Here is a 21,430-nt window from a genome sequence, read left to right as displayed (position 1 = left end):
TAGGGGCCGCAGCGGAACAGAGAAAGACCACAAGGCCCTTCATGCGCATAATCTTCATGGGAACGCCGGAATTCGCGGTGCCGACGCTGCAGGCGCTGGTCGATGCGGCGCATGAGGTGGTCTGCGTCTATACCCAGCCGCCGCGTCCCGGTGGCAGGCGTGGTCGCGAATTGACGCCGACCCCGGTCCACCAGCGTGCCGCCGACCTCGGCATCGAGGTGCGGCATCCCAAGTCGCTCAGGTCGGCAGAAGAGCAGGAGGCATTTGCCGCTCTCGACGCCGATGTCGCAGTTGTGGCAGCCTATGGGCTGATCCTGCCGCAGGCGATCCTCGATGCGCCGAAGTTCGGTTGCCTCAACGTCCATGCCTCGATCCTGCCGCATTGGCGCGGTGCGGCGCCGATCCACCGCGCGGTGATGGCGGGCGATCCGGTGACCGGCGTCACGATCATGCAGATGGAAGCCGGGCTCGACACCGGACCGATGCTCGCCACAGCGCGCACGCCGATCGAGGACAAGACGACCGGCGAACTGACCGAGGAACTGGCGGAGATCGGCGCGCAGCTGATGGTCGGAACGCTGATCGACCTGAAAATGCTCCACCCGCTCAAGCAGGACGACGTGCAGGCGACCTATGCCGCGAAGATCGACAAGGCAGAGGCCCGGATCGACTGGTCGAAGCCCGCCGACGAAATCGAGCGACTGGTACGCGGCCTCGCCCCCTTCCCCGGCGCATGGTTCGAACTGGGCGGCGAACGCGTTAAGCTCTTGCGTGCCGAAAATGCCGAAGGCGCCGGCAATCCGGGCGAGGTCGTCGATGAACGCATGGCAATCGCCTGCGGCACGGGCGCAATCCGTCCCGTCCGCCTGCAACGTGCGGGCAAGCCGGCGATGGACCTCGACACCTTCCTGCGCGGCAATGCGGTGGCGAAGGGCACGATCCTGACGTGACCCGCTTCGCGCTGACCCTCGAATTCGACGGGACGCCCTTCTTCGGCCTCCAGCGACAGGCCGACGGACCCAGCGTCCAGCAGGCGGTAGAGGAAGCCGCCTTTCGGGTCACCGGGGAGGATGTGAGGCTCCACAGCGCGGGGAGGACCGATACCGGCGTCCACGCACTCGCCATGCGCAGCCACCTCGACATCGCGAAGGACATCGACCCATTCCGGCTGATGGAGGCGCTGAATGCGCACCTGCGCCCCGATCCCATCGCTGTCACCGCGTGCGAGGTGGTACCCGACGACTGGCACGCGCGCTTTTCCTGTATCGGCCGCGCCTATGTCTATCGCATCGCCAATCGCCGTGCGCCGCTGACGCTCGATCGCGACCGGGCGTGGCAATTGGGCACTCCGCTCGACCACGAGGCCATGCATCGCGCGGCACAGTCGCTGGTCGGACTTCATGACTTCACCACGTTCCGCTCGGCCCATTGCCAGGCGGACAGCCCGGTCAAGACCCTCGACCGTCTCGATGTGGAGAGGGACGGAGAGGAAGTCCGCATCCATGCCGAGGCGCGCAGCTTCCTCCACCACCAGGTCCGCAGCATGGTCGGCTGTCTTGCACTGGTCGGCATGGGCCGCTGGCGCGAGGAGCAGGTGGCCGAGGCGCTGGAAGCGCGCGACCGGCAGGCGCTGGGCCTCAATGCCCCGTCCTGCGGCCTCTACTTCTTGCGCGCGGTCTATCCGTCAAAAGGTTGACCTAACGTCAGCCTAGCCAATCGTCCGGCGGAGGCGTAGCGAGGCCTCCACACCAGATTCGAATTGGGAGAATGGATATGCCGACTACCGGAAAGCAGCTTTTCACCACTCTTGAAAGCGACGGTACGCTAACGGTCGAAATCGCCAGCCGCGAGTTTCCCGAGCCCACCGGCAACCAGGTGCTGGTCAAGATGGAGGCGGCGCCGATCAACCCTTCCGACCTCGCCATCCTGACCGGCGCGGCCGATTTCGAAAACGCCACCTATTCGCCGGGCAAGGTCGTCGCCAAGATGCCCGAGCCGTTCAATTCCGGCCAGAAGGCCCGCCACGGCCAGCGCCTCCCCGCTGGCAACGAAGGTGCCGGCACTGTCGTCGCGACCGGTGACAGCGACATGGCCAAGGCGCTGATGGGCCAGCGCGTCGCCTGCGTGCCCGGCAATGCCTATTCCGAATATGCCATTGCGGATGCGGCCATGTGCCTGCCGCTGGGTGACCACAGCGCCGAGGACGGCGCGTCGAGCTTCGTCAACCCGATGACCGCTCTGGGCTTTGCCGAGAACGCCAAGATGGATGGCCAGAAAGCCATCCTCCACACCGTCGGTGCGTCGAACCTGGGCCAGATGCTGGTCAAGATCTGCCAGGAAGACGGCCTCGGCCTCGTCAACATCGTCCGCAAGCCCGACCAGGCAGAACTGCTCAAGGGTCTCGGCGCAACGCACGTGGTCGATTCATCCGATGCCGACTTCATGGCCAAGCTCAAGGCCGCCATCGACGAGACCGACGCCTTCTACGGCTTTGACCCGATCGGTGGCGGGACCATGGTCGACACCTGCTTCAAGGCAATGGAGCAGGTCGCAGTGTCGAAGATGACCGAATATTCGCGTTATGGCTCGAACCAGCAGAAGCGCATGTTCATCTACGGCCGCCTCGACTTCGGGCCGACCACGCTGACCCCGTCCTATGGCTTCGGCTGGACCCTGTCGGGCTGGCTGTTGACCCCGTTCCTCGCGACCGCAGGGATGGAAACGGTAATGCGTATGCGCAAGCGCGTGCTCGACAACCTGACCACCACCTTCGCCAGCAGCTACAAGACCAAGGTCGACCTCGAGGGCATGCTGACCAAGGATGCGATTCTCGACTATCGCCAGATGAAGACCGGCGAGAAGTACCTCGTCCTGCCCAACGGCTGAGGATTAGCGACCGTCGAATGCGCGCTGGATGGCGGCGGGATCCGTCTCGCCGCCGGCAAGCAGCAATTGCAGCAGGATGCGCGCCTTTTGCGGATTGAGCGCGCGGGCGGCGACGAAGCGGTTCGCCTCGTCCTCGGGCTCGCGGTCCACCAGTCCCTCGTTAGCCCGGCTGGCCCGCACCACCGGGATGCCGCTCGCCGCCAACCTGACAAGTTCCTTGCGGACGCGTTCGGGCATATTGCCCTCGCCCACGCCGGCCACGACGATGCCCTTGGTGTCGGCGTCGACCTGCCGCGCAACGTCATCGGCACAAATGGCCGCATGGAGGTAGATGATGGCGACCTGCGGGAGGTCGTTGTTCCAAGCGAAGGCGGCATCGGTGTTGCCGCGCCACGGCGCGCCGAACCATTCCAGCGTCGACGGAGTGACCAGACCGATGGATTCGCGCGGGAAGCCGCGGAATGCCTCGGTCCCACGGGTTCTCACCTTGCGCACGTCGCGTGCGGCGAAGACGCGGTCCCCCATGACCACCAGTACACCGCGCCCGCTCGCCAGCGGGTCGCCGGCAACGCGCACTGAATTGGCGAAATTGCGCAAGCCGTCATAGCCGACCGCATCGGCCGGGCGCATCGCGCCGACCACCACGACCGGCTTGGTCGCAGGCAGCGTCAGGTCGAGCAGGAAAGCGGTTTCCTCGAGCGTGTCGGTCCCGTGGGTGACGATCACTCCGTCGCAGTCAGGATCGGCCAGCGCCTCGGCGATTGCGGGGTGAAGCAGGTTCCACACCTCCGGCCCCATGTCGGCTGAATCGATGTTCGCGATCTGGCGACCGGACAGTTCGGCTCCCAGGCCGAGAACACCGACCTTTTTGAGATACTCGTCGATGGAAATCTCGCCCGCCGTGTAGTCGTTGGCGATGGCCGACCCTGCGATGCCGGCGATCGTGCCACCCGTGGCGAGAACTGTGAGCCTTGTGGTCATGACCCGCGCCGATAGCGCGCTTGGCGGCGCGGGTCACGCATGCATCTTGGTCAGAAACGGTAGGCGACGCCCGCGCTCAGCACCCAGGGATCGAGCTTGTGTTCGGTCTCGATAGCCGTGAAGCTCGCTGCATACCAACGTGCGGTGGTGTCGACGAAGTAGCGCTTGGCATCGAGGGTAATGCCGAAACCGCTGTCACCGACCGGCACATCAACCCCGGCCTGGAGAACGAAGCCGAATTCGTCTGACAGCTCAGTCTTGCTCACACCCAACGGGATGGTGGCGGCACCCGGCTTGGCGTCTACCCACCAGAAATAGGTGACTCCCGCACCGAAATATGGCGAGATCCCTCCCGCATTAAGGTGATACTTCGCCGTCAAGGTCGCAGGAATCAGCTTGGCGTTCGAAACCAGTTCGGCACCAGGCAGACCAGCTACTGCGTCGACGTCGTGCTGGGTCATGCAGCAGATTGTCTCAAGCGAGATTTCGGGCGTAACGAAATACTCGATGGCAACCGTGGGAACCACGTTGTCGTTTGCTTCGGTCTGAGTGTCGAGGGGGAGGCCGACGAGATCGACATTGACGTCGGTAATCTTGCCGTCCGGAAGCACGGCAGTGCCGAGCAGCTTCACCTGCACCTTGCCGGTATTGTCCTGCGCCTGGGCCGGGGCGGCAAGGAACGCCGTGCCGACCATTGCTGCGACAAGCAGCTTCTTCATCTTCATTTCCTCTGGCGGTGCAGTGGCCGCCCCTTGCGGCCCAGGTTCTTGCAGCGCTCGTGAGGCTGGCTAGGCGCAGGAAATTCTGCCTTCATTGACCTTGATCAAAGAAATTCCCGTCGCCGTGAACCAGTGGCGGATCGATGACGACGTTCGAACAGTCTTTCGACGATTTCGCCACCCGCTACCTAACCGGCGAGGCGGGGCACGAATTGCGGTGCAGGGTCGCGGGCCTCGCCCGTTTCGCGGAGATATCGCGCGACCAGACGCTGCTGGTCGACGACCATATCGAGCAATTCGTGTTCATCCGCGAGGGCGCGACCAAGCTCGTTGCCCACGCATCGCACTCGCGCGACCAGATCGTGGCGTTCCACTTCGCGGGCGATGTCGTTTCGATCCCTGCGCGGATGCACCATTCCTATTCGATCTGCGCGCTGCGCGACGCGACGGTCATCGCCTTTCCCGGCGACAGGTTCCTCGACATCGCGCGGGAGAATGCCGGAGTGATAGGCAGGTTGTTCGCCGCATCGAGCACTTCGCTGCTACGCTGCAGGGAAAAGACGGTCACGCTCGGCCGGAAATCGGCATCCGAGCGGATCGCCAGCTTCCTGCTGGCGATGGCCGAACGGATCGGGACGCCGGTGGAGCGCGGTATCAGTCTCGACCTGCCGATGTCTCGGCGCGACATCGCCGACAGCCTTGGCCTGACGATCGAGACCGTCAGCCGCCAGCTCACACTGCTGCGCGAACAGTCGCTGATCGAAACGGTCGGACGCTCCGGCATCCTGCTGCTCGATCCAAATCGCCTCGAGGACTGTGCCGGATATCTGAGCGCGGCCGCGTGAAAACTTTTCAAAAATTGACGCAGATCAATGCGGGCACAGGGGCTCCGTCATACGCGTCGGAAAAATCACGGAGATTTCCATGCAAGCGGAAGCCGCACTCGGCCGGATAGGCCTCTGGTTCCTGATCATGCTGGCGGCAATGGCCGCTGCCGTCGCCGCCGCCGACGGAGGCTTTGCCGCCCACGCCTCGATCGTGGCGGTGCTGGCCTTCGTGATGATCTGGATGAGCGCATCGCGCTTCGATCCGGCGGGCAAGGCCAAGGGCTTCTTTCACATGCCCGACGGGCCGTCGCGCTATGACGACGATCCGGTCCGCTGGGGCGTCATCGCGACGATGTTCTGGGGCCTCGCGGGCCTCCTCGCAGGCGTGTTCATCGCCAGCCAGCTCGCGTTCCCGCAGCTCAATTTCGAACCCTATCTCAACTTCGGCCGCGTTCGCCCGCTGCATACCAGCGCAGTGATCTTCGCTTTCGGCGGCAATGCGCTGCTGGCAACCAGCTTCTACGTCGTGCAGCGAACCTGCCGCACGCAGCTGGCCTTCCCGGCGCTCGCCCGTTTCGTGTTCTGGGGATACCAGCTGTTCATTGTCCTGGCCGCCACCGGCTACCTCCTCGGCGTCACCCAGTCGAAGGAGTATGCAGAACCCGAGTGGTACGTCGACCTGTGGCTCACGATCGTCTGGGTGGCCTACCTGATCGTCTTCGTCGGCACGCTGGCCAAGCGCCGCGAGCCACACATCTACGTCGCCAACTGGTTCTACCTCGCCTTCATCGTCACGGTGGCGATGCTGCACGTGGTCAACAACCTGGCGATGCCGGTCAGCCTGCTGGGCGCCAAGAGCTACAGTGCCTTCGCCGGCGTGCAGGATGCGCTGACCCAGTGGTGGTACGGCCATAACGCGGTCGGCTTCTTCCTGACCGCGGGCTTCCTGGCGATGATGTATTACTTCGTCCCCAAGCAGGCCGAGCGTCCGGTCTATTCCTACCGCCTGTCGATCATCCACTTCTGGTCGCTGATCTTCCTGTACATCTGGGCGGGACCGCACCACCTCCACTACACGTCATTGCCCGACTGGGCGCAGACGCTGGGAATGGTGTTCTCGGTGATGCTGTGGATGCCCAGCTGGGGCGGCATGATCAACGGCCTGATGACGCTGAACGGCGCCTGGGACAAGGTCCGCACCGACCCGATCATCCGCATGATGGTGATGGCACTGGCCTTCTACGGCATGAGCACCTTCGAAGGGCCGATGCTGTCGATCAAGAGCGTCAACAGCCTCAGCCACTACACCGACTGGACCATCGGTCACGTCCACTCGGGCGCGCTGGGATGGAACGGCATGATCACCTTTGCCTGCGTCTATTTCCTCGTGCCCAGGCTGTGGAAGCGCAAGCGCCTCTATTCGCTGCGCATGATCAACTGGCACTTCTGGCTCGCGACCGTCGGTATCGTCTTCTACGCCGCGAGCATGTGGGTTGCCGGCGTGATGCAGGGCCTCATGTGGCGTGAATACGGCCCGGACGGCTACCTCGTCTGGTCCTTCGCCGACACCGTCGCCGCCATGTTCCCGATGTACGTCATGCGTGCGGTCGGCGGCCTCATGTACCTGAGCGGCGCGATCCTGATGACCTACAACATCTGGATGACCATCGCCGGCAAGCTGCGCGAGGAAGCCCCCATGCGCGACGCCGCCTACGATCCGGAGGCAGACCGCCCCATCGTCGCCACCCAGCCCAGCGCCGTCCCGGCCGAGTGAGAGACCAGCAATGAGCGATACACCCAAGGAACCTTTCGCCGGGCACAAGCGGCTCGAGAAGAACATTACCCTGCTCGCCGTCGCCACCTTCGCGACCGTGGCCATCGGCGGCATCGTCGAGATCGCCCCGCTGTTCTGGATCGATAACACGATCGAGAAGGTCGAAGGCATGCGCCCCTACACTCCGCTGGAGCAGGCCGGACGCGACATCTACATCCGCGAAGGCTGCTATACCTGCCACAGCCAGATGATCCGTCCGTTCCGTGACGAGGTCGAACGCTATGGCCACTACAGTCTCGCGGCGGAGAGCATGTACGACCACCCCTTCCAGTGGGGATCGAAGCGCACCGGCCCCGATCTTGCCCGCGTGGGCGGTCGCTATTCCGACGAGTGGCACGTCCAGCACCTGACCAACCCGCAGAGCGTCGTCCCTGAAAGCGTGATGCCGCAATACGGCTTCCTCGCGGAGAATGAGCTTCAGATCGGCGATCCCAAGGCCACGCTGACGGCGCTCAGCCGCGTGGGTGTTCCCTACAGCAAGGACGATATCGCCAAGGCCAAGGACGACATGCTCGCCCAAGCCAATCCGGAAGCCGATGCCGGCGATCTCGCCACGCGCTATCCCAAGGCGCAGGTCCGCGATTTCGACGGTAACCCGACCCGCCTGACCGAGATGGATGCGCTCATCGCGTACCTCCAGATGCTCGGCACGCTGGTCGATGTCGACAGTGCCGCCCCGATGGAGGAACTCGCCAAGGAGAAGGGCCGGTGAGCACTTACGATACCTTGCGCCACTTTGCCGACGGCATTGGCCTCGCGATCATGTTCTTCATCTTCTTGACGCTCTGCGCATGGCCTTTCCGCCCCGGTTCGAAGGACAAGAACCGCACCGCCGCGACCATGATTTTCGAGGGACAAGACGATGGTGAATAAGCGCGTCGACCAGCCTACAGGCACCGAAACCGTCGGCCACGAATGGGACGGCATCGAGGAACTCAACACCCCGCTGCCGCGGTGGTGGCTGTGGACCTTCTACCTGACGATCGTGTTTGCCATCGGCTATGTGATTGCCTTCCCCGCCTGGCCGATGATCGATCGGGCCACGACGGGCTATCTGGGTTGGTCAAGCCGCGGCCAGTTGGCCGAGGAAATGAGCGTTGCCGACCAGGCGCGCGCATCGGTGCGCGAGCAGCTGGCGCAGGTTCCGATCGAGCGCCTGTCCGACAACAGCGAACTGCTCCAGAAGGCCGTCGCCGGTGGTGCTGCCGCATTCAAGGTCAACTGCGTACAATGCCACGGCTCCGGGGCAGCAGGCAGCCATGAATTGGGCTACCCCAATCTCAACGACGATGACTGGCTATGGGGCGGTGACCTCAAGACGATCGAATACACGCTGACTCACGGCATCCGCCAGCCGGGTGACGAAGGTACGCGGACGAGCGCGATGCCGCCGTTTGCGGGGGCGTTCAATTCGCAGCAGCTCGATGCATTGGTCAGCCACGTCCTGTCGCTGAGCGGCAAGGAGAAGCCCAATACCGCAGGTGCGTCGCTGTTCGCGGACAATTGCGCCGCCTGCCATGGCGCCGGCGGCGAAGGAAACCGCTCGCTCGGCGCACCGCGTCTCAACGATGCGATCTGGCTGCGCGGAAGCAGCCGCGAGGCGCTGAAGCAGCAGATCCTGCAGCCGCGCATGGGCGTGATGCCGCACTGGCAGGGCCGTCTCGATCCGGTGACGATCAAGATGCTCGCCGCATATGTCCACTCGCTCGGGGGAGGCGAAGACTTCGCGGAGGTCGCAGCCGATCCCGAGGTGAAGGTCGATGAGCAACCCTGAAGGCCGTGACTGGTCGGCCGTCGTCGACGACGGCGTGACCAAATCCAACGAGCCCGTGTCGAGCGCGGTCGCCGATGCCGAGGCGGCGACCCGCCGACACGAACCGCATGAACCGCCGCGCACGACGCTGCCCGAGAAGCTCTACGAGAAGCGCGCTTTCGTGCACAACAAGCGCATCGACGGGCCCTTCCGGCGGTTCAAGTGGTTCGTGATGCTCGTCACTCTCGCGATCTACTATGGCACGCCGTGGATCCGCTGGGACCGCGGACCCTACTCGCCGGACCAGGCGGTACTGGTCGATCTTGCCAACCGCCGCTTCTACATGTTCGGCATCGAGATTTGGCCGCACGAATTCTACTTCGTCGCGGGCCTGCTGATCATGGCAGGCATCGGCCTTTTCCTCGTGACGAGCGCCGTCGGACGTGCGTGGTGCGGTTATGCCTGTCCGCAGACCGTGTGGACCGACGTCTTCCAGCACGTCGACCGCTTCGTCGATGGCGATCGCAACGCCCGCATGCGCCTCGACGCCGCGCCGTGGACCTGGGGCAAGGTGCTGCGCCGCGCCTTCAAGTGGTCGATCTATCTCGTCATTGGCTTCTGGACCGGCGGCGCATGGATCATGTATTTTGCCGATGCGCCGACACTGGTGCACGACTTCTGGCGCGGAGAGGCGGCGCCGGTCGCCTACATCACAGTCGCCGTGCTCACCTTGACCACGGTCACGCTCGGCGGGTTCATGCGCGAACAGGTCTGCATCTACATGTGCCCCTGGCCACGAATCCAGACCGCCATGCTCGATGAAAAGTCGCTCATCGTCACCTACAAGGACTGGCGCGGGGAACCGCGCGGTAGCGTGAAGAAGGCAGCAAAGAACCCGGACCAGTTCGGCGACTGCATCGATTGCACCCAGTGTGTGCAGGTCTGTCCGACGGGGATCGACATTCGCGAAGGACCGCAGATCGGGTGCATCACCTGCGCCCTGTGCATCGACGCCTGCGACCGCGTGATGAAGGACATTGGTCGCCCTCGTGGCCTGATCGATTACGCCACGCTGGAGGATTGCGAGCGCGAGGCGGCAGGTGGCGAGCCGCGCCCCGCATGGAAAGCGCTGCTCCGCCCACGCACGATTGTCTACTTCGGCATCTGGGCAGGTATTGGACTTGCGCTTCTCTTCGCACTTGGCGTGCGCAGCCACACCGACCTGACCGTGGCTCCCGACCGCAATCCGCCGTTCATGCTGATGAGCGACGGCTCGGTGCGCAATTCCTACACGCTCAAACTTCGCAACATGGAAAGCCGCCCGCGCCGCATGGAGATTGCCGTTGTCGGTCTACCCGGCGCCGTGATGTGGACCGACACCGTTGGCCGCGACCAAGCGGCGGAAACCCAGACCGTGACCGTCGCGGCCGACCAGGTCCGCTCGGTCCGTGCCTACGTCGCAGTACCGACCGGAGCCTCGTCGCAGGAGTTCAGCTTCCGCTTGCGCTCTCTCGACGAGAAGGACGAAATTGACACCGTCACCACGCGCTTCGATGCGCCGGGAGAAGAATGATGCGCAAGGAATTCACCGGGCGGCACATGACCGCGATCTTGGTGGCAGGTTTCGGTGTCGTCTTTGCCGTGAACTTCACCATGGCAGCGCTGGCCACTGAAGGGTTCGGCGGCGTGGTGGTCGAAAACTCCTATGTCGCCAGTCAGAAATACAACGGCTGGCTGGAGCAATCGCGCGAACAGGACAAGCTCGGCTACAGCGCCGAGATTGCTCGCGATGACGACGGGCACTTGGTCGTGAGCACGGCCGACGTCCCGCAATACGCAACCGCTTCCGCCGAAATCCGGCGCCCATTGGGCACTCCGGATGCCCGGACTGTTGAACTCGAGCGATCAGGCCCCAACGAATTCCGTTCGAACAAGCCGGTTCCCTCCGGTCGCTGGACCGTACGCCTGACGCTCCACAACTCCGGCAAGATCTGGGCGCGGGAGGCCCACATCTCGTGAGTGTCCATGCGACCATAGACGGCACAGCGCCGCACCTGGTCGACACGCGCTTCACCGTGCCTGGCATCCGCTGTGCCGGCTGCATTGCCACAATCGAACGTGGGTTGGCCAAGGTCGAAGGGGTGGATACCGTTCGCGTCAACTTCTCGGCCAAGCGCGTTGCCGTGCGACACGTCGATTCCTTGAGCGAAGATGCTCTCATCGACGCGCTGGAAGACCTGGGTTACGAGGCCCAGCCGGTTGCCGCAAATCCCCTGGCCACGGACGACGCGGAAGCGAAGTCGCTCCTGCGCGCACTAGCAGTTGCCGGCTTCGGGATGATGAACATCATGCTGCTCTCGGTCAGTGTCTGGTCGGGTGCGGGCGGAGTGACGCGCGAGCTCTTCCACTGGCTTTCGGCGCTGATCGCGCTGCCCGTGATAGCCTATTCCGGGCGCCCCTTCTTCTCGAGCGCGCTCATGGCATTGCGTCATCGCCGCACCAACATGGATGTCCCGATTTCCATCGGTGTGATCCTCGCATCCGGGCTCAGCCTTTACGAGACCGTGATCGGTGGTGAAGACGCCTATTTCGACGGCGCGGTCATGCTGCTGTTCTTCCTCCTTGCGGGACGTGCGCTCGATGCATCGATGCGCAACCGCACGCGGGCAGGGATCGGCGCCCTGCTCTCACGCATGGGCAAGCGCGCGCACATTCTCGGCGCGGACGGTTCGACGAGGGTCCTCGACGCCGACGACCTCGAACCCGGGATGCTGATGCAGGTCGCAGTCGGCGAGGCTCTCGCAGCCGACGGTATCATCGAGAAGGGCGATACGGCGATCGACAATGCCATGCTGACCGGCGAAAGCGCGCCGCAGCCCGCCGCGACGGGAGACGAAGTGCACGCTGGTGCCATCAATCTCGGCAATCCGGTAGAGGTCCGCATTACCGCAGTCGCTTCCGACACGGTTCTTGCCGAGATCGCCCGCCTGATGGACGAGGCGGGCCAGTCGCGCAGCCAGTACGTCCGCATCGCCGACCGCGCCTCGCGGCTGTATGCCCCCGCCGTCCATTCGCTCGCGCTGCTCGCATTCATCGGCTGGATGGTGGCGGGCGCGGGCTGGCACTTCTCGCTGACGGTTGCGATCGCGGTGCTCATCATCACCTGTCCCTGCGCCATGGGCCTCGCAGTGCCTGCCGCGCAGGTCGTCGCGTCGGGCGCGCTCGCCAAGAAGGGCCTGCTGGTCAAGGACGGGAGCGCGCTGGAGCGGCTGGCCGAGGTCGATACGGCACTGTTCGACAAGACCGGCACATTGACCCTCGGCGAGCCTGTGCCCGACATTGCCGCGCTGAGCGACGAACAGAAAGCGATAGCCCTGGGCCTCGCGCAGGCAAGTCGCCACCCGCTGAGCCTGGGCCTGTCCCGTGCCCTCGCGGCGGAAGGGGTTGTCCCAGCGGAGATCGAGTCGGTCGTCGAAGAGAGCGGTTCAGGGGTCACCGGTCGGATCAGCGGAAGAAAAGTCGCACTTGCGCGCTCGTTCGTCGCTACCGAGGGTCCCTCGACTGCGCTCCAGATCGACGGGGCGTCAACGACCATTGCATTCACCGACCAGCTCCGCCCCGACGCGAGGGAGGCACTCGCCCAGCTCTCGCTGATGGGTGTCGAGAGCCGCGTGATTTCCGGCGACCGAGCTTCCGCGGTCGACGCGCTCGCCGCGAGGCTCGGCATTGCCGGTCAGGGTGAAATACGCCCCGAGGGCAAGCTCGCCTTGCTGGAGGAACTGCGATCCCGTGGTCTTCACCCGTTGATGGTCGGCGACGGGATCAATGACGGCCCTGCCCTCGCCGCAGCCCATGCTTCCATCGCGCCCGGCACAGCGAGCGATGTCAGCCAGCAGGCCGCCGACGCCGTGTTCCTGGGCCGCGGGCTCATGCCTGTCGCCCATGCCGTGCGTGTGGCGCGGCGGACAATGAGCATCGTGCGGCAGAATTTCGGTTTCGCTATCGGCTACAATATCCTCGCCGTTCCGCTCGCCCTGTTGGGCATGGTCACGCCGCTGATCGCCGCCATCGCCATGTCGCTGAGTTCGCTCGTGGTCGTCGGAAACTCCCTCCGCTTGGCAAAGGAGGGACGATGAACGGTCTCGCCTTCCTGATCCCTATCGCGCTCGGCATGGGCGCTCTGGGACTGGCAGCCTTCTTCTGGGCCATGCGCGATTCCCAGTTCGAGGATCTTGATGGCGCGGCGCAACGCATCCTGATCGATGATCCCGAGGACCAGCAATGAACGCGGTCGTGCTCGGCCTCGCATCGTTGCTGCCGATGATGGTCGGTCCGCTCCCGCCTGCTCAGCGGTCGATTACCGCCGCCTTATGCATCGGCGGGCAGATCGAGATTCCCGTGAAGCAGCAAAAGCCGGAACCGGCGCCCCCATGCGCCGAAAAGGCTTGTCACGCAGGCTGCAACCGCAGGAAGTTTGATCTGTCGCAATGACTGGTGCCGGGGATGCGGCGCAGATGGCCGCATGTGGCCCTATCATCCAGACCTGCTCGCTACGCCCGTCCCGCGCTATACGAGCTATCCCACCGCCGCCGACTTTGGCGAAATCGCAACCGCCGACTATCGCGCAGCCCTCGAAGGAGCGACAGGCGAGGTATCGCTCTATTTGCATATCCCGTTCTGCGAACAGATATGCTTCTACTGCGGCTGCAACACCGGACGCGCCAATCGTCGCCAGCGCCTCGAATCCTACCTCGCGGCCCTGCACACGGAGATTGAAACCGTGGCTTCGTTGCTTCCACGGGGCGTACGGGTTGGCCGCGTAGCTTTCGGGGGCGGCAGTCCGAACGCTATTTCACCCGGCGAATTCGCTATTCTCACCGACCGCCTCGCCGATCATTTCGACCTTTCCGACCCGGTCATTTCGGTGGAACTCGACCCGAGAACCATGAGCCGCGACTGGGCTGCCGCACTCGGGGCGGCAGGCGTCACTCGCGCAAGTCTCGGTGTGCAGACCTTCGCCCCGCATTGCCAGACCGCGATCGGCCGGGAACAATCGGAGGACACGATCCTGCGCACCGTCGACTGGCTGCGCGAGGCGGGTGTGACGTCGCTCAACTTCGACCTCATGTACGGCCTGCCAGGGCAGGACATGCACGATCTCGAAGACACCTTGCACCGCACACGCGTGCTCAGTGCCGACCGGATAGCACTCTTCGGTTATGCCCATGTGCCGCACATCGTGCCGCGCCAGAAGGCGATCGATGCGACCAAGCTTCCCGGCCAGAGGGAACGCTTCGACATGGCAGCCTTCGGCTTTTCCTACCTCGTTACCCACGGGTACGCACCGGTTGGCTTCGATCATTTCGCAAGGCCGGGCAGCGATCCGCTGGCGCACGCGGCAATGTCCGGCAAATTGCGTCGCAACTTCCAGGGATTCACCGACGACCCGAGCGATGTGCTCATCGGCTTGGGCGCATCGGCGATCAGCAGCTTCCCGCAGATGCTCGCACAAAGCGAAAAGAACGGCGGTCGCTACCGCATGATCGCATCGCAAGGCCAGCTGGCGGCCAATCGCGGAATATTGCGGACCACGGATGACCAGCGTCGCGGCGCGATCATCGAGCAGCTCCTGTGCCACGGTCGCGCAAGACTGGACGCGAGCCACCTTCCTGCGGCCAGAGAGAGGCTGGCGCCATTTATGGAGCGCGGCCTCGCATCCATCGACGATGACTGCCTGACCATTCTGGCAGACGGACTCCCCTATGCTCGAACAATCGCTGCTAATTTCGACCGGTATCGCGGCGAAACGCCGGGCAGGTTCAGCACCGCAGTCTAGGAACCGCCCCGCGAACGGACTGGAATACGCGCGCATCGTTTGGCATGGAGGAAGGTACCGTTTGTTCTGGGAGACCAGAGCACCCGATTGTCGCCGGAGCTCAGACTTGCGAACTACTGGTCATGTTGAGTGGCGGCGCACTGAGCGCTCGCGGAATGCCTTCAGCGCATGAGCAGCAATTTGCCCCTCTATGGCGCGATCGAGGCCGGTGGCACGAAGTTCGTCCTGGGTACGGGCACCTCGCCGACCAATCTGACCGCAAGACACACGATAGCGACCCGAACGCCTGCCGAAACACTTTCGGAAGCTGCGGCGTGGTTCCACAACCAGGGCAGACTATCGGCAATCGGGATTGCGACTTTCGGTCCCGCGGTAGTCGATCCGAAAGACGGACGGTGGGGCAGGATCACCAACACCCCCAAGCCCGGCTGGGCGGATTGCGACCTTGCAGGCTTCTTCGGCCGTGAATTCGGCGTTCCGATCGGGTTCGACACCGACGTCAATGGAGCGGCGCTGGCAGAGAGCCGGTTCGGTGCCGGCGAAGACGCCAATTCGCTTGCCTATGTGACCGTCGGCACGGGGATCGGTGGGGGCCTCGTTATCGATGGCAAAGCGGTCCATGGCGCAGCACACCCCGAGATGGGCCACATCTTCCCGCGCCGGCACGAAAGCGACGCGGCATTTGAAGGCGTTTGTCCCACCCATGGCGACTGCCTCGAGGGCCTCGCTTCGGGACCGGCCATTCTCAGGCGCTGGGGGAAATCACTCTCCGAGTTGCCCGACGATCACGAGGCACACGCGGTCATAGCGCACTATCTCGCTCACCTGTGTCACACGATCTTCGCGATGTCTTCGGCAGAGGTCATCGTGTTGGGAGGGGGCGTCATGAACGCGCCAGGACTGCTCGACCGCGTCCGGGCCAAGGAAAGGGAGTTGGATCGCGGCTACCTTCCCGCCGCCGCCATTCACAGAGTAGTCAAACCGTCGCTTGGCGATGACGCCGGAATTATCGGAGCGCTTTGCCTGGCAATGGAGGCGGACAAGGGTCGGTAAAGTTCGAGACCGTCCCGGCTTGTCCGCGGCCTCAGAGCATTTTGTTGCCCTCGCCGCTCCGTCTTTGGCTTGACGCAACGCCAATCCCGGCTAAATCCGCGCCTCTCCACGAAGTGGGGCGCTTAGCTCAGTTGGTAGAGCATCTCGTTTACACCGAGAGGGTCGGCGGTTCGAGCCCGTCAGCGCCCACCATTTGCGGTTTTCCCTTCCAGAACTGAATGATAGCTCGTGGAACCAGAGCAAGGCCCGCGAGGTAGGCTGGCAGCACCAGGAAGCCCCAATAGAAATTGTCTTCGCGCCCGACGAAGCAAAACAGGATGGCGAAGGTCGTAAATACGATCAGCGGGCGCTTGTCGTTCAGGATCGCCCAGCCTAGGAACGGCAGGATTGCGAGTGGCCCGGAAAGCCAGTTGGGCAAGAGGCGCAGCAGGGTCAGGGCGAGAATGTCGTTCAAGAAAGCCTTGGGTCCGAGCAACCACAGCCATCCATCGGACGCCTTGTCGGTATCCGTGACCAATTGGGCAACGGCGAGATAGTGGGCAGTCGTTCCAGCAAGGAAGACTGCTCCCAGAACCATCCAGGCAATCGTTTCGGGCCAACGTTGCCGGTAGAGCGACAAGGCTCCGAAAAGAGCGGCAAAAACGATGGCATGCTCGCGGATTGCGAGTGCCAAGGCCGCAAAGAGCCAAGTAGGCCACCATCTTTCTTCGGAATAGGAGACAAGTGCCAGCGACAGGAGCAGGCCTGCCCAAAGGTCATGCAGGTAAGCCATGCTCTGATCGAAGGCCAAAAAGCCTCCGACCGCCAGCAGAACCCCCGCCACCGCTCGTTCGGCCGGGGTTCCGGGCATTCGTCCCACCCAGGCAAGGATATTCGCGACGAGGAGTAAAACCGTCACGTAGTGCGGCGGAACCAAGGTTGTCAGATAAGCAAGCGTCGGGATGCGGACAGTGCTTGCCGGCTGCAATGGGAACTCTGCCTGCCTCTGGTGCCTGATGGCAGCCTCATAATAACCCTCGCCGGAACGGACGCTCTTCGAAATCTGCTGATAGAGTTCGAGGTCCGTTACCGGGACATCGACTTTGCCTGTCTTTTCGATCGGAGCGCCAGTGGCCCCTGCCCATGCCAGCGCAAGCAGAACGACCAAGGTCGTCAGCAATTTGCGAGTGAAGCCAAGCCGCAGGTCGCCCATGAACAATAGCTACGTGCCCGTGCCGGTCCGATCAATCGGGTTTCCGGGATCATGCCCCGTCGATGGATCAGTCGGCCCGCAGTTCCTGCTCAATCGCCGCCCTCGCCTCCTCGCTCGACCAGTCGAAATCGCCGGTCACGCGCCAAACTTCCCGGCCCGCGGCGTCGTAGAGCACGGTCATGGGCAGCGATCCGCCGCCAAGCGCAAAGCCCAGGTTCGCTTCCGCATCCATCCAGGATTCAAGGTAGCGATACCCACCCTTCGCAAAGAACGGCCCAACCACTTCTGCTCCCTTGGCGTCCTGGCTCACCGTGATGACGTGCAAGCGATCGTCGTACTCGGATGCCAGTGCATCGATCAGCGGGAGTTCCTTGACGCAAGGCGCGCACCAGGTCGCCCATAGGTTTACAAGCACGGGTGTGCCCTGGAGTGCTCCGAGGTTGAGCTCGCGCCCTTCGAGATTCCGCACGGTTGCGGTCGGCATAAGCGTTCCCGCCTGGCTACGGTCGATCTCGCCCATTGGCGCGGGTTTAGCGCTGCTTTCTTGCGCCTTGTCCGGTGCGTCCCTATCGCAGGCGGCAACCGACAGGCCAAGGACGACAGCAAGCGTGAGCGACAAGCGGGACAATTCGGGCTCCAATGCCATGTGGGGCGGCAGGTTCGCCGAGGGACCTAGCGCGATCATGCGCGAAATCAACGCCTCGATCCCCTTCGACAAGGCGCTCTGGCGTCAGGATATCGTTGCATCCAAGGCGCATGTGGCAATGCTCGGCGCACAAGGCATCGTCAGTGCCGAGGACGCGACAACCATTTCCGCCGGTCTGGACACAGTCGCCGCAGAGTATGAGCGCGACGGGGTACCCGAGAATTGGGACCTTGAAGACATCCATATGACGACCGAGAGCCGGCTTGCCGAACTTATCGGCCCGGTGGCAGGACGTCTCCACACGGCGCGCAGTCGCAACGACCAGGTCGCCACCGATTTCCGCCTGTGGGTGCGCGACGCAATGGACCAGGCCGATGCCGGGCTGGAGGCCTTGCAGCGCGCGCTCGTAATGCGCGCTGGAGAGCACGCCGACAGCATCATGCCCGGTTTCACCCATTTGCAGACCGCGCAGCCCGTGACCCTGGGCCACCACCTGATGGCCTATTACGAGATGATTGCGCGCGACCGCAGCCGCTTCGCCGATGCGCGGCGGCGCATGAACGAGAGCCCGCTGGGAAGCGCGGCGCTGGCCGGAACCGGCTTTCCCATCGACCGCGATGCTACGGCCGCAGCGCTTGGCTTCGACAGGCCCACGCGCAACAGTCTCGACGCCGTGTCCGACCGCGATTTCGCGCTGGATTACCTGATGGCGGCAAGCGCCTGCGCGCTGCATCTCAGCCGTCTGGCGGAGGAGTTCATCATCTGGGCCAGCCAGCCCTTCGGCTTCGTCAAACTGCCCGACACGCTGTCGACCGGCAGCTCGATCATGCCGCAGAAGAAAAACCCCGACGCCGCCGAGCTGGTGCGCGGCCACGCGGGGCGCGTCATCGGCTGCGCAACCGCACTGATGATCACGATGAAGGGACTTCCCCTCGCTTATTCAAAGGATATGCAGGACGACAAGCCGCCGGTCTTCGAGGCAGCCGGCCTGCTCGCACTCAGCATTGCCGCGATGACCGGCATGGTGGCCGACACGACTTTCGTGACGTCGCGCATGCGGCACGCCGCCGAACTCGGATACGCGACTGCGACCGATCTGGCCGACTGGCTGGTACGCGAGGCGGATATTCCTTTCCGCGAGGCGCATCACATCACCGGGGCAGCAGTGAAACGCGCCGAGGCCGATGGCGTGGCGCTCGACCAATTGCCCCTCGATGTGCTGAAGGCAATCGACGCGCGGATCGACGAACGAGTGTACAAGGCACTCTCGGTCGATGCTTCGGTCGCATCGCGATCCTCATATGGCGGGACCGCACCCGCTCAGGTAGAAGCGCGTGTGGCTGAAGCCCGCACGGCTCTGGGAATGGACGACTGAATGAAGAAGCTGGCTCTCCTCGCTCTTGCCTGCGTGCTGGCCGCCTGTGGCCAGAAGGCCGACCTTACCCCTGCCAAGGGTGCATCACTGCCGCCGGCACCCTACGGGACCGAGGTCCAACCCAGTTCGGCCGATCTGCTGGCTGTCGATCCGCAGGCTGCGCCCGACCGCAGTGTCGAGCTGCGCACGCGGTCCGAGGAACGCCAGGACGACCCCTTCGACCTGCCGCCCGAGTAACTACTTGCCCGTCAAGCAAGCCTTGCTCGACGTGGCGCGTTCCTTTGGGCAGGGGCGCTGACCATGGACCATTTCCAGATACGTGATGGCGTCATGCATGCCGAAGACGTGCCCCTGCCGCGGATTGCGGAAGAGGTTGGCACGCCGGTCTACGTCTACTCGCGCGCCACGCTGGAGCGCCACGCGCGCGTTTTCCGTGATGCGCTTTCGGGCCTCGATAACCCGCACATCGCCTTTGCGGTGAAGTCGAACCCCAATCTCGCCGTGCTCAAGGTCCTTGCGAACGAGGGATATGGTGCAGACGTCGTTTCGGGGGGCGAACTCAACCGTGCGCTAGCCGCCGGCATGAAGCCGGAGGACATCGTCTTCTCTGGCGTCGGCAAGACCCATGCCGAACTGCTTCAGGGTCTCGAGAAAGGCATCGGCCAGTTCAATATCGAGAGCGAGGAAGAAGGGTACGAACTCGCGGCAATTGCGCGGAGGCATGGTCGCACGGCTGCATGCGCACTCAGGGTCAATCCCGATGTCGATGCCCGTACGCACGAGAAGATCTCCACCGGAAAGCGTGAGAACAAGTTCGGTGTCCCGCTGGACCGAGCGGCAGAGATCTATGCGCGCCTCGCAAGCGAAGAGGGCATCGAGATGCGCGGCATTGCCGTGCACATCGGGAGCCAGCTGGCCGATCTCGAACCATTGGAGACCGCATTCGGCAAGGTCGGTGCTTTGATCGGCGAAATCCGGGCCGCCGGCTTTTCCGTTACCCACGCCGATCTCGGCGGTGGTTTGGGCGTCCCCTACAAAGCGGGCGAAGTGCTGCCTTCGCCGGCGGACTACGGGGCCATGGTCGCGCGCGTCACCAAGGGCTGGGACGTCCGCCTGATGTTCGAGCCCGGGCGCGTGATCGCCGGCAATGCCGGTGTCCTGCTGACCCGCGTCATCCGCTCCAAGCGGAGTGGTAACGGGCCGCCCTTCGTCGTGGTCGATGCGGCTATGAACGATCTTGCTCGCCCAGCGATGTACGGCGCGTGGCATGATTTCGAGGCTGTCGAACCCACTGGCGAGCGCATGACCGCGCATATCGTCGGACCGATCTGCGAGACAGGTGACACCTTTGCCATGGACCGGGAGTGTGACGCACTCGGCGCAGGCGACCTCGCCGTGTTCCGCACAGCGGGCGCCTATGGCGCGACCATGGCATCGTCATACAACTCGCGCGGCTTCGTTGCCGAGGTGCTGGTCGACGGCGACAAGTTTGCCGTCGTCGCGGACCGGATTGCGGCAAGCGCCATCATGGACGCCGAGCGCGTGCCGGAGTGGCTGCTCTGATGCATTCACTGCCGCTCTTCCACCGCATCGCGGGCAGCCGCGTGGTGGTGGTGGGCGAAGGAGACATGGCAGAGGCCAAGGCACGGCTGGTCGAACGAGCCGGCGGCATGCCCTGCGGCGAGACCGAAGCGCATCACGCAAGGCTGGCATTCGTCGCGCTGGAGGATCCGAAGGCGGCGAAATCGGCCGCCCTGCGCCTCAAGCGCGCCGGCCTGCTGGTCAACGTCGCAGACAGGCCGGAGCTCTGCGACTTCACCTTGCCGAGCGTGCTCGACCGCGATCCGGTGCTGGTGGCTGTGAGTACCGGCGGGGCGTCTGCGGGCCTTGCCAAGCACCTGCGGCTGCGGCTGGAACGCTTCCTGCCACAGACATTGGGTGAGCTTGCGAATGCCCTCAACTCGGCGAGATCGGCGCTACGCAACCGTTTTCCCGACGCCGCGCATCGCCGCCAGGCGCTTGACGAGGCCTTGGGTGAGAATGGTGCGCTCGACCCTCTGGCTGCGGGAGGAGCGGAGCGTGTCGCCGAGTGGCTCGCTGGCAACGCTAGCGCAGGGAGCAACCGCATCGTCGATCTGACCCTGACCAGCGACGACCCGGAAGACCTGACGCTGCGCCAAGCGCGGCTGCTCGGCATGGCCGACACGGTCATCCACGACGATGGGGTTCCCGTCACTATCCTGCAGCGCGCGCGGGCGGATGCGGTTCGCCGCAAGCTGCCCTGCGACCCGCCGGAAGAGGGACTCACCGTCATCCTGCGCATCTGAA

Annotated in this window: 22 protein-coding genes and 1 tRNA gene; 20 read left to right on the top strand and 3 right to left on the bottom strand. The window is 64.1% G+C overall.

What is annotated here, in order from left to right; translation table 11 throughout:
* Window positions 1-41 precede the first annotated feature (41 nt).
* From fmt to RAM60_RS02535, 3 genes are all read left to right on the top strand, one after another.
* Window positions 42-950, top strand: a complete 909-nt coding sequence (fmt, locus tag RAM60_RS02545; protein WP_369025705.1) for a methionyl-tRNA formyltransferase — start codon at window positions 42-44, stop codon at window positions 948-950.
* Window positions 947-1,696, top strand: a complete 750-nt coding sequence (gene truA / locus RAM60_RS02540; protein WP_369025706.1) for a tRNA pseudouridine(38-40) synthase TruA — start codon at window positions 947-949, stop codon at window positions 1,694-1,696. The genes fmt and truA overlap by 4 nt, the downstream gene beginning before the upstream one ends.
* A gap of 77 nt (window positions 1,697-1,773) precedes the next feature.
* Window positions 1,774-2,886, top strand: coding sequence for a zinc-binding dehydrogenase (locus RAM60_RS02535; protein ID WP_369025707.1), 1,113 nt, complete (start codon window positions 1,774-1,776; stop codon window positions 2,884-2,886).
* 3 nt (window positions 2,887-2,889) lie between these two features.
* Here the strand turns inward: RAM60_RS02535 and RAM60_RS02530 are convergent, their stop codons facing one another.
* Both RAM60_RS02530 and RAM60_RS02525 read right to left on the bottom strand, forming a co-directional pair.
* Window positions 2,890-3,867: an asparaginase gene (locus tag RAM60_RS02530; RefSeq protein ID WP_369025708.1), complete on the bottom strand. Its 978-nt coding sequence runs from the start codon at window positions 3,865-3,867 to the stop codon at window positions 2,890-2,892.
* Window positions 3,868-3,917: 50 nt separating this feature from the next.
* Entirely contained in the window at window positions 3,918-4,586 is a 669-nt protein-coding gene (locus RAM60_RS02525; RefSeq protein WP_369025709.1) for an OmpW/AlkL family protein, read from the bottom strand.
* Between the two features lie 143 nt (window positions 4,587-4,729).
* Between RAM60_RS02525 and RAM60_RS02520 the strand changes: the two genes are divergently transcribed.
* From RAM60_RS02520 to RAM60_RS02460, 13 genes are all read left to right on the top strand, one after another.
* Entirely contained in the window at window positions 4,730-5,431 is a 702-nt protein-coding gene (locus RAM60_RS02520) for a helix-turn-helix domain-containing protein (protein WP_369025710.1), read from the top strand.
* A gap of 79 nt (window positions 5,432-5,510) precedes the next feature.
* Complete coding sequence (gene ccoN, locus RAM60_RS02515; RefSeq protein WP_369025711.1) at window positions 5,511-7,187, top strand: cytochrome-c oxidase, cbb3-type subunit I; 1,677 nt, start codon at window positions 5,511-5,513, stop codon at window positions 7,185-7,187.
* Window positions 7,188-7,197: 10 nt separating this feature from the next.
* Window positions 7,198-7,959, top strand: coding sequence for a cytochrome-c oxidase, cbb3-type subunit II (gene ccoO / locus RAM60_RS02510; RefSeq protein ID WP_369025712.1), 762 nt, complete (start codon window positions 7,198-7,200; stop codon window positions 7,957-7,959).
* The gene (locus tag RAM60_RS02505; protein WP_200982843.1) at window positions 7,956-8,120 is read left to right on the top strand and encodes a cbb3-type cytochrome oxidase subunit 3; all 165 of its coding nucleotides are present in this window, start codon (window positions 7,956-7,958) and stop codon (window positions 8,118-8,120) included. Before ccoO ends, RAM60_RS02505 begins: the two co-directional genes overlap by 4 nt.
* Window positions 8,110-9,021 (top strand): cytochrome-c oxidase, cbb3-type subunit III, encoded by a 912-nt coding sequence (gene ccoP, locus RAM60_RS02500; protein WP_369025713.1) that lies wholly within the window; start codon window positions 8,110-8,112, stop codon window positions 9,019-9,021. Before RAM60_RS02505 ends, ccoP begins: the two co-directional genes overlap by 11 nt.
* Window positions 9,008-10,573 (top strand): cytochrome c oxidase accessory protein CcoG, encoded by a 1,566-nt coding sequence (gene ccoG / locus RAM60_RS02495; RefSeq protein WP_369025714.1) that lies wholly within the window; start codon window positions 9,008-9,010, stop codon window positions 10,571-10,573. Before ccoP ends, ccoG begins: the two co-directional genes overlap by 14 nt.
* Window positions 10,574-10,599: 26 nt before the next feature.
* The gene (locus RAM60_RS02490; RefSeq protein WP_510640111.1) at window positions 10,600-11,019 is read left to right on the top strand and encodes a FixH family protein; all 420 of its coding nucleotides are present in this window, start codon (window positions 10,600-10,602) and stop codon (window positions 11,017-11,019) included.
* A complete protein-coding gene (locus RAM60_RS02485; RefSeq protein ID WP_369025716.1) occupies window positions 11,016-13,136 on the top strand; it encodes a heavy metal translocating P-type ATPase in 2,121 nt (706 codons plus the stop codon). Before RAM60_RS02490 ends, RAM60_RS02485 begins: the two co-directional genes overlap by 4 nt.
* Window positions 13,133-13,285 (top strand): cbb3-type cytochrome oxidase assembly protein CcoS, encoded by a 153-nt coding sequence (ccoS, locus tag RAM60_RS02480; RefSeq protein ID WP_369025717.1) that lies wholly within the window; start codon window positions 13,133-13,135, stop codon window positions 13,283-13,285. The genes RAM60_RS02485 and ccoS overlap by 4 nt, the downstream gene beginning before the upstream one ends.
* The gene (locus RAM60_RS02475; RefSeq protein ID WP_369025718.1) at window positions 13,282-13,491 is read left to right on the top strand and encodes a hypothetical protein; all 210 of its coding nucleotides are present in this window, start codon (window positions 13,282-13,284) and stop codon (window positions 13,489-13,491) included. The genes ccoS and RAM60_RS02475 overlap by 4 nt, the downstream gene beginning before the upstream one ends.
* 31 nt (window positions 13,492-13,522) lie before the next feature.
* Complete coding sequence (locus RAM60_RS02470) at window positions 13,523-14,836, top strand: radical SAM protein (RefSeq protein WP_369025719.1); 1,314 nt, start codon at window positions 13,523-13,525, stop codon at window positions 14,834-14,836.
* Between the two features lie 168 nt (window positions 14,837-15,004).
* Window positions 15,005-15,889: an ROK family protein gene (locus tag RAM60_RS02465; protein ID WP_369025720.1), complete on the top strand. Its 885-nt coding sequence runs from the start codon at window positions 15,005-15,007 to the stop codon at window positions 15,887-15,889.
* Between the two features lie 116 nt (window positions 15,890-16,005).
* Window positions 16,006-16,081: transfer RNA gene (locus RAM60_RS02460), tRNA-Val, on the top strand.
* A gap of 1,067 nt (window positions 16,082-17,148) precedes the next feature.
* On the opposite strand, the gene RAM60_RS02455 is transcribed toward RAM60_RS02460, so the two are convergent.
* Window positions 17,149-17,601 (bottom strand): TlpA family protein disulfide reductase, encoded by a 453-nt coding sequence (locus RAM60_RS02455; RefSeq protein WP_369025721.1) that lies wholly within the window; start codon window positions 17,599-17,601, stop codon window positions 17,149-17,151.
* 124 nt (window positions 17,602-17,725) lie between these two features.
* Here RAM60_RS02455 and argH point away from each other — a divergent pair, with 124 nt between their 5' ends.
* The 4 genes from argH (at window position 17,726) to RAM60_RS02435 (ending at window position 21,429) form a co-directional block, all read left to right on the top strand.
* A complete protein-coding gene (gene argH, locus RAM60_RS02450) occupies window positions 17,726-19,102 on the top strand; it encodes an argininosuccinate lyase (protein ID WP_369026152.1) in 1,377 nt (458 codons plus the stop codon).
* Entirely contained in the window at window positions 19,103-19,339 is a 237-nt protein-coding gene (gene lptM / locus RAM60_RS02445; RefSeq protein WP_369025722.1) for an LPS translocon maturation chaperone LptM, read from the top strand. It abuts the gene before it with no gap.
* A gap of 63 nt (window positions 19,340-19,402) precedes the next feature.
* Window positions 19,403-20,665, top strand: a complete 1,263-nt coding sequence (gene lysA, locus RAM60_RS02440) for a diaminopimelate decarboxylase (protein ID WP_369025723.1) — start codon at window positions 19,403-19,405, stop codon at window positions 20,663-20,665.
* Complete coding sequence (locus tag RAM60_RS02435) at window positions 20,665-21,429, top strand: precorrin-2 dehydrogenase/sirohydrochlorin ferrochelatase family protein (RefSeq protein WP_369025724.1); 765 nt, start codon at window positions 20,665-20,667, stop codon at window positions 21,427-21,429. Before lysA ends, RAM60_RS02435 begins: the two co-directional genes overlap by 1 nt.
* The last annotated feature ends 1 nt before the right edge of the window (window position 21,430 follow it).

Source organism: Qipengyuania sp. RANM35, assembly GCF_041021145.2.
Lineage (GTDB): Bacteria > Pseudomonadota > Alphaproteobacteria > Sphingomonadales > Sphingomonadaceae > Qipengyuania > Qipengyuania soli.
This window is presented reverse-complemented; position numbering and strand designations above follow the sequence as displayed.

Excerpts from the sequence above, each read along its gene's own strand:
- fmt (WP_369025705.1), top strand. The coding sequence starts at position 42 with ATGCGCATAATCTTCATGGGAACGCCGGAATTCGCGGTGCCGACGCTG.
- RAM60_RS02535 (WP_369025707.1), top strand. The coding sequence starts at position 1,774 with ATGCCGACTACCGGAAAGCAGCTTTTCACCACTCTTGAAAGCGACGGT.
- RAM60_RS02530 (WP_369025708.1), bottom strand. The coding sequence starts at position 3,867 with ATGACCACAAGGCTCACAGTTCTCGCCACGGGTGGCACGATCGCCGGC.
- RAM60_RS02525 (WP_369025709.1), bottom strand. The coding sequence starts at position 4,586 with ATGAAGAAGCTGCTTGTCGCAGCAATGGTCGGCACGGCGTTCCTTGCC.
- RAM60_RS02520 (WP_369025710.1), top strand. The coding sequence starts at position 4,730 with ATGACGACGTTCGAACAGTCTTTCGACGATTTCGCCACCCGCTACCTA.
- ccoN (WP_369025711.1), top strand. The coding sequence starts at position 5,511 with ATGCAAGCGGAAGCCGCACTCGGCCGGATAGGCCTCTGGTTCCTGATC.
- ccoO (WP_369025712.1), top strand. The coding sequence starts at position 7,198 with ATGAGCGATACACCCAAGGAACCTTTCGCCGGGCACAAGCGGCTCGAG.
- ccoP (WP_369025713.1), top strand. The coding sequence starts at position 8,110 with ATGGTGAATAAGCGCGTCGACCAGCCTACAGGCACCGAAACCGTCGGC.
- ccoG (WP_369025714.1), top strand. The coding sequence starts at position 9,008 with ATGAGCAACCCTGAAGGCCGTGACTGGTCGGCCGTCGTCGACGACGGC.
- RAM60_RS02490 (WP_510640111.1), top strand. The coding sequence starts at position 10,600 with ATGACCGCGATCTTGGTGGCAGGTTTCGGTGTCGTCTTTGCCGTGAAC.
- ccoS (WP_369025717.1), top strand. The coding sequence starts at position 13,133 with ATGAACGGTCTCGCCTTCCTGATCCCTATCGCGCTCGGCATGGGCGCT.
- RAM60_RS02475 (WP_369025718.1), top strand. The coding sequence starts at position 13,282 with ATGAACGCGGTCGTGCTCGGCCTCGCATCGTTGCTGCCGATGATGGTC.
- RAM60_RS02470 (WP_369025719.1), top strand. The coding sequence starts at position 13,523 with ATGTGGCCCTATCATCCAGACCTGCTCGCTACGCCCGTCCCGCGCTAT.
- RAM60_RS02465 (WP_369025720.1), top strand. The coding sequence starts at position 15,005 with ATGAGCAGCAATTTGCCCCTCTATGGCGCGATCGAGGCCGGTGGCACG.
- RAM60_RS02455 (WP_369025721.1), bottom strand. The coding sequence starts at position 17,601 with ATGGGCGAGATCGACCGTAGCCAGGCGGGAACGCTTATGCCGACCGCA.
- argH (WP_369026152.1), top strand. The coding sequence starts at position 17,726 with ATGTGGGGCGGCAGGTTCGCCGAGGGACCTAGCGCGATCATGCGCGAA.
- lptM (WP_369025722.1), top strand. The coding sequence starts at position 19,103 with ATGAAGAAGCTGGCTCTCCTCGCTCTTGCCTGCGTGCTGGCCGCCTGT.
- lysA (WP_369025723.1), top strand. The coding sequence starts at position 19,403 with ATGGACCATTTCCAGATACGTGATGGCGTCATGCATGCCGAAGACGTG.
- RAM60_RS02435 (WP_369025724.1), top strand. The coding sequence starts at position 20,665 with ATGCATTCACTGCCGCTCTTCCACCGCATCGCGGGCAGCCGCGTGGTG.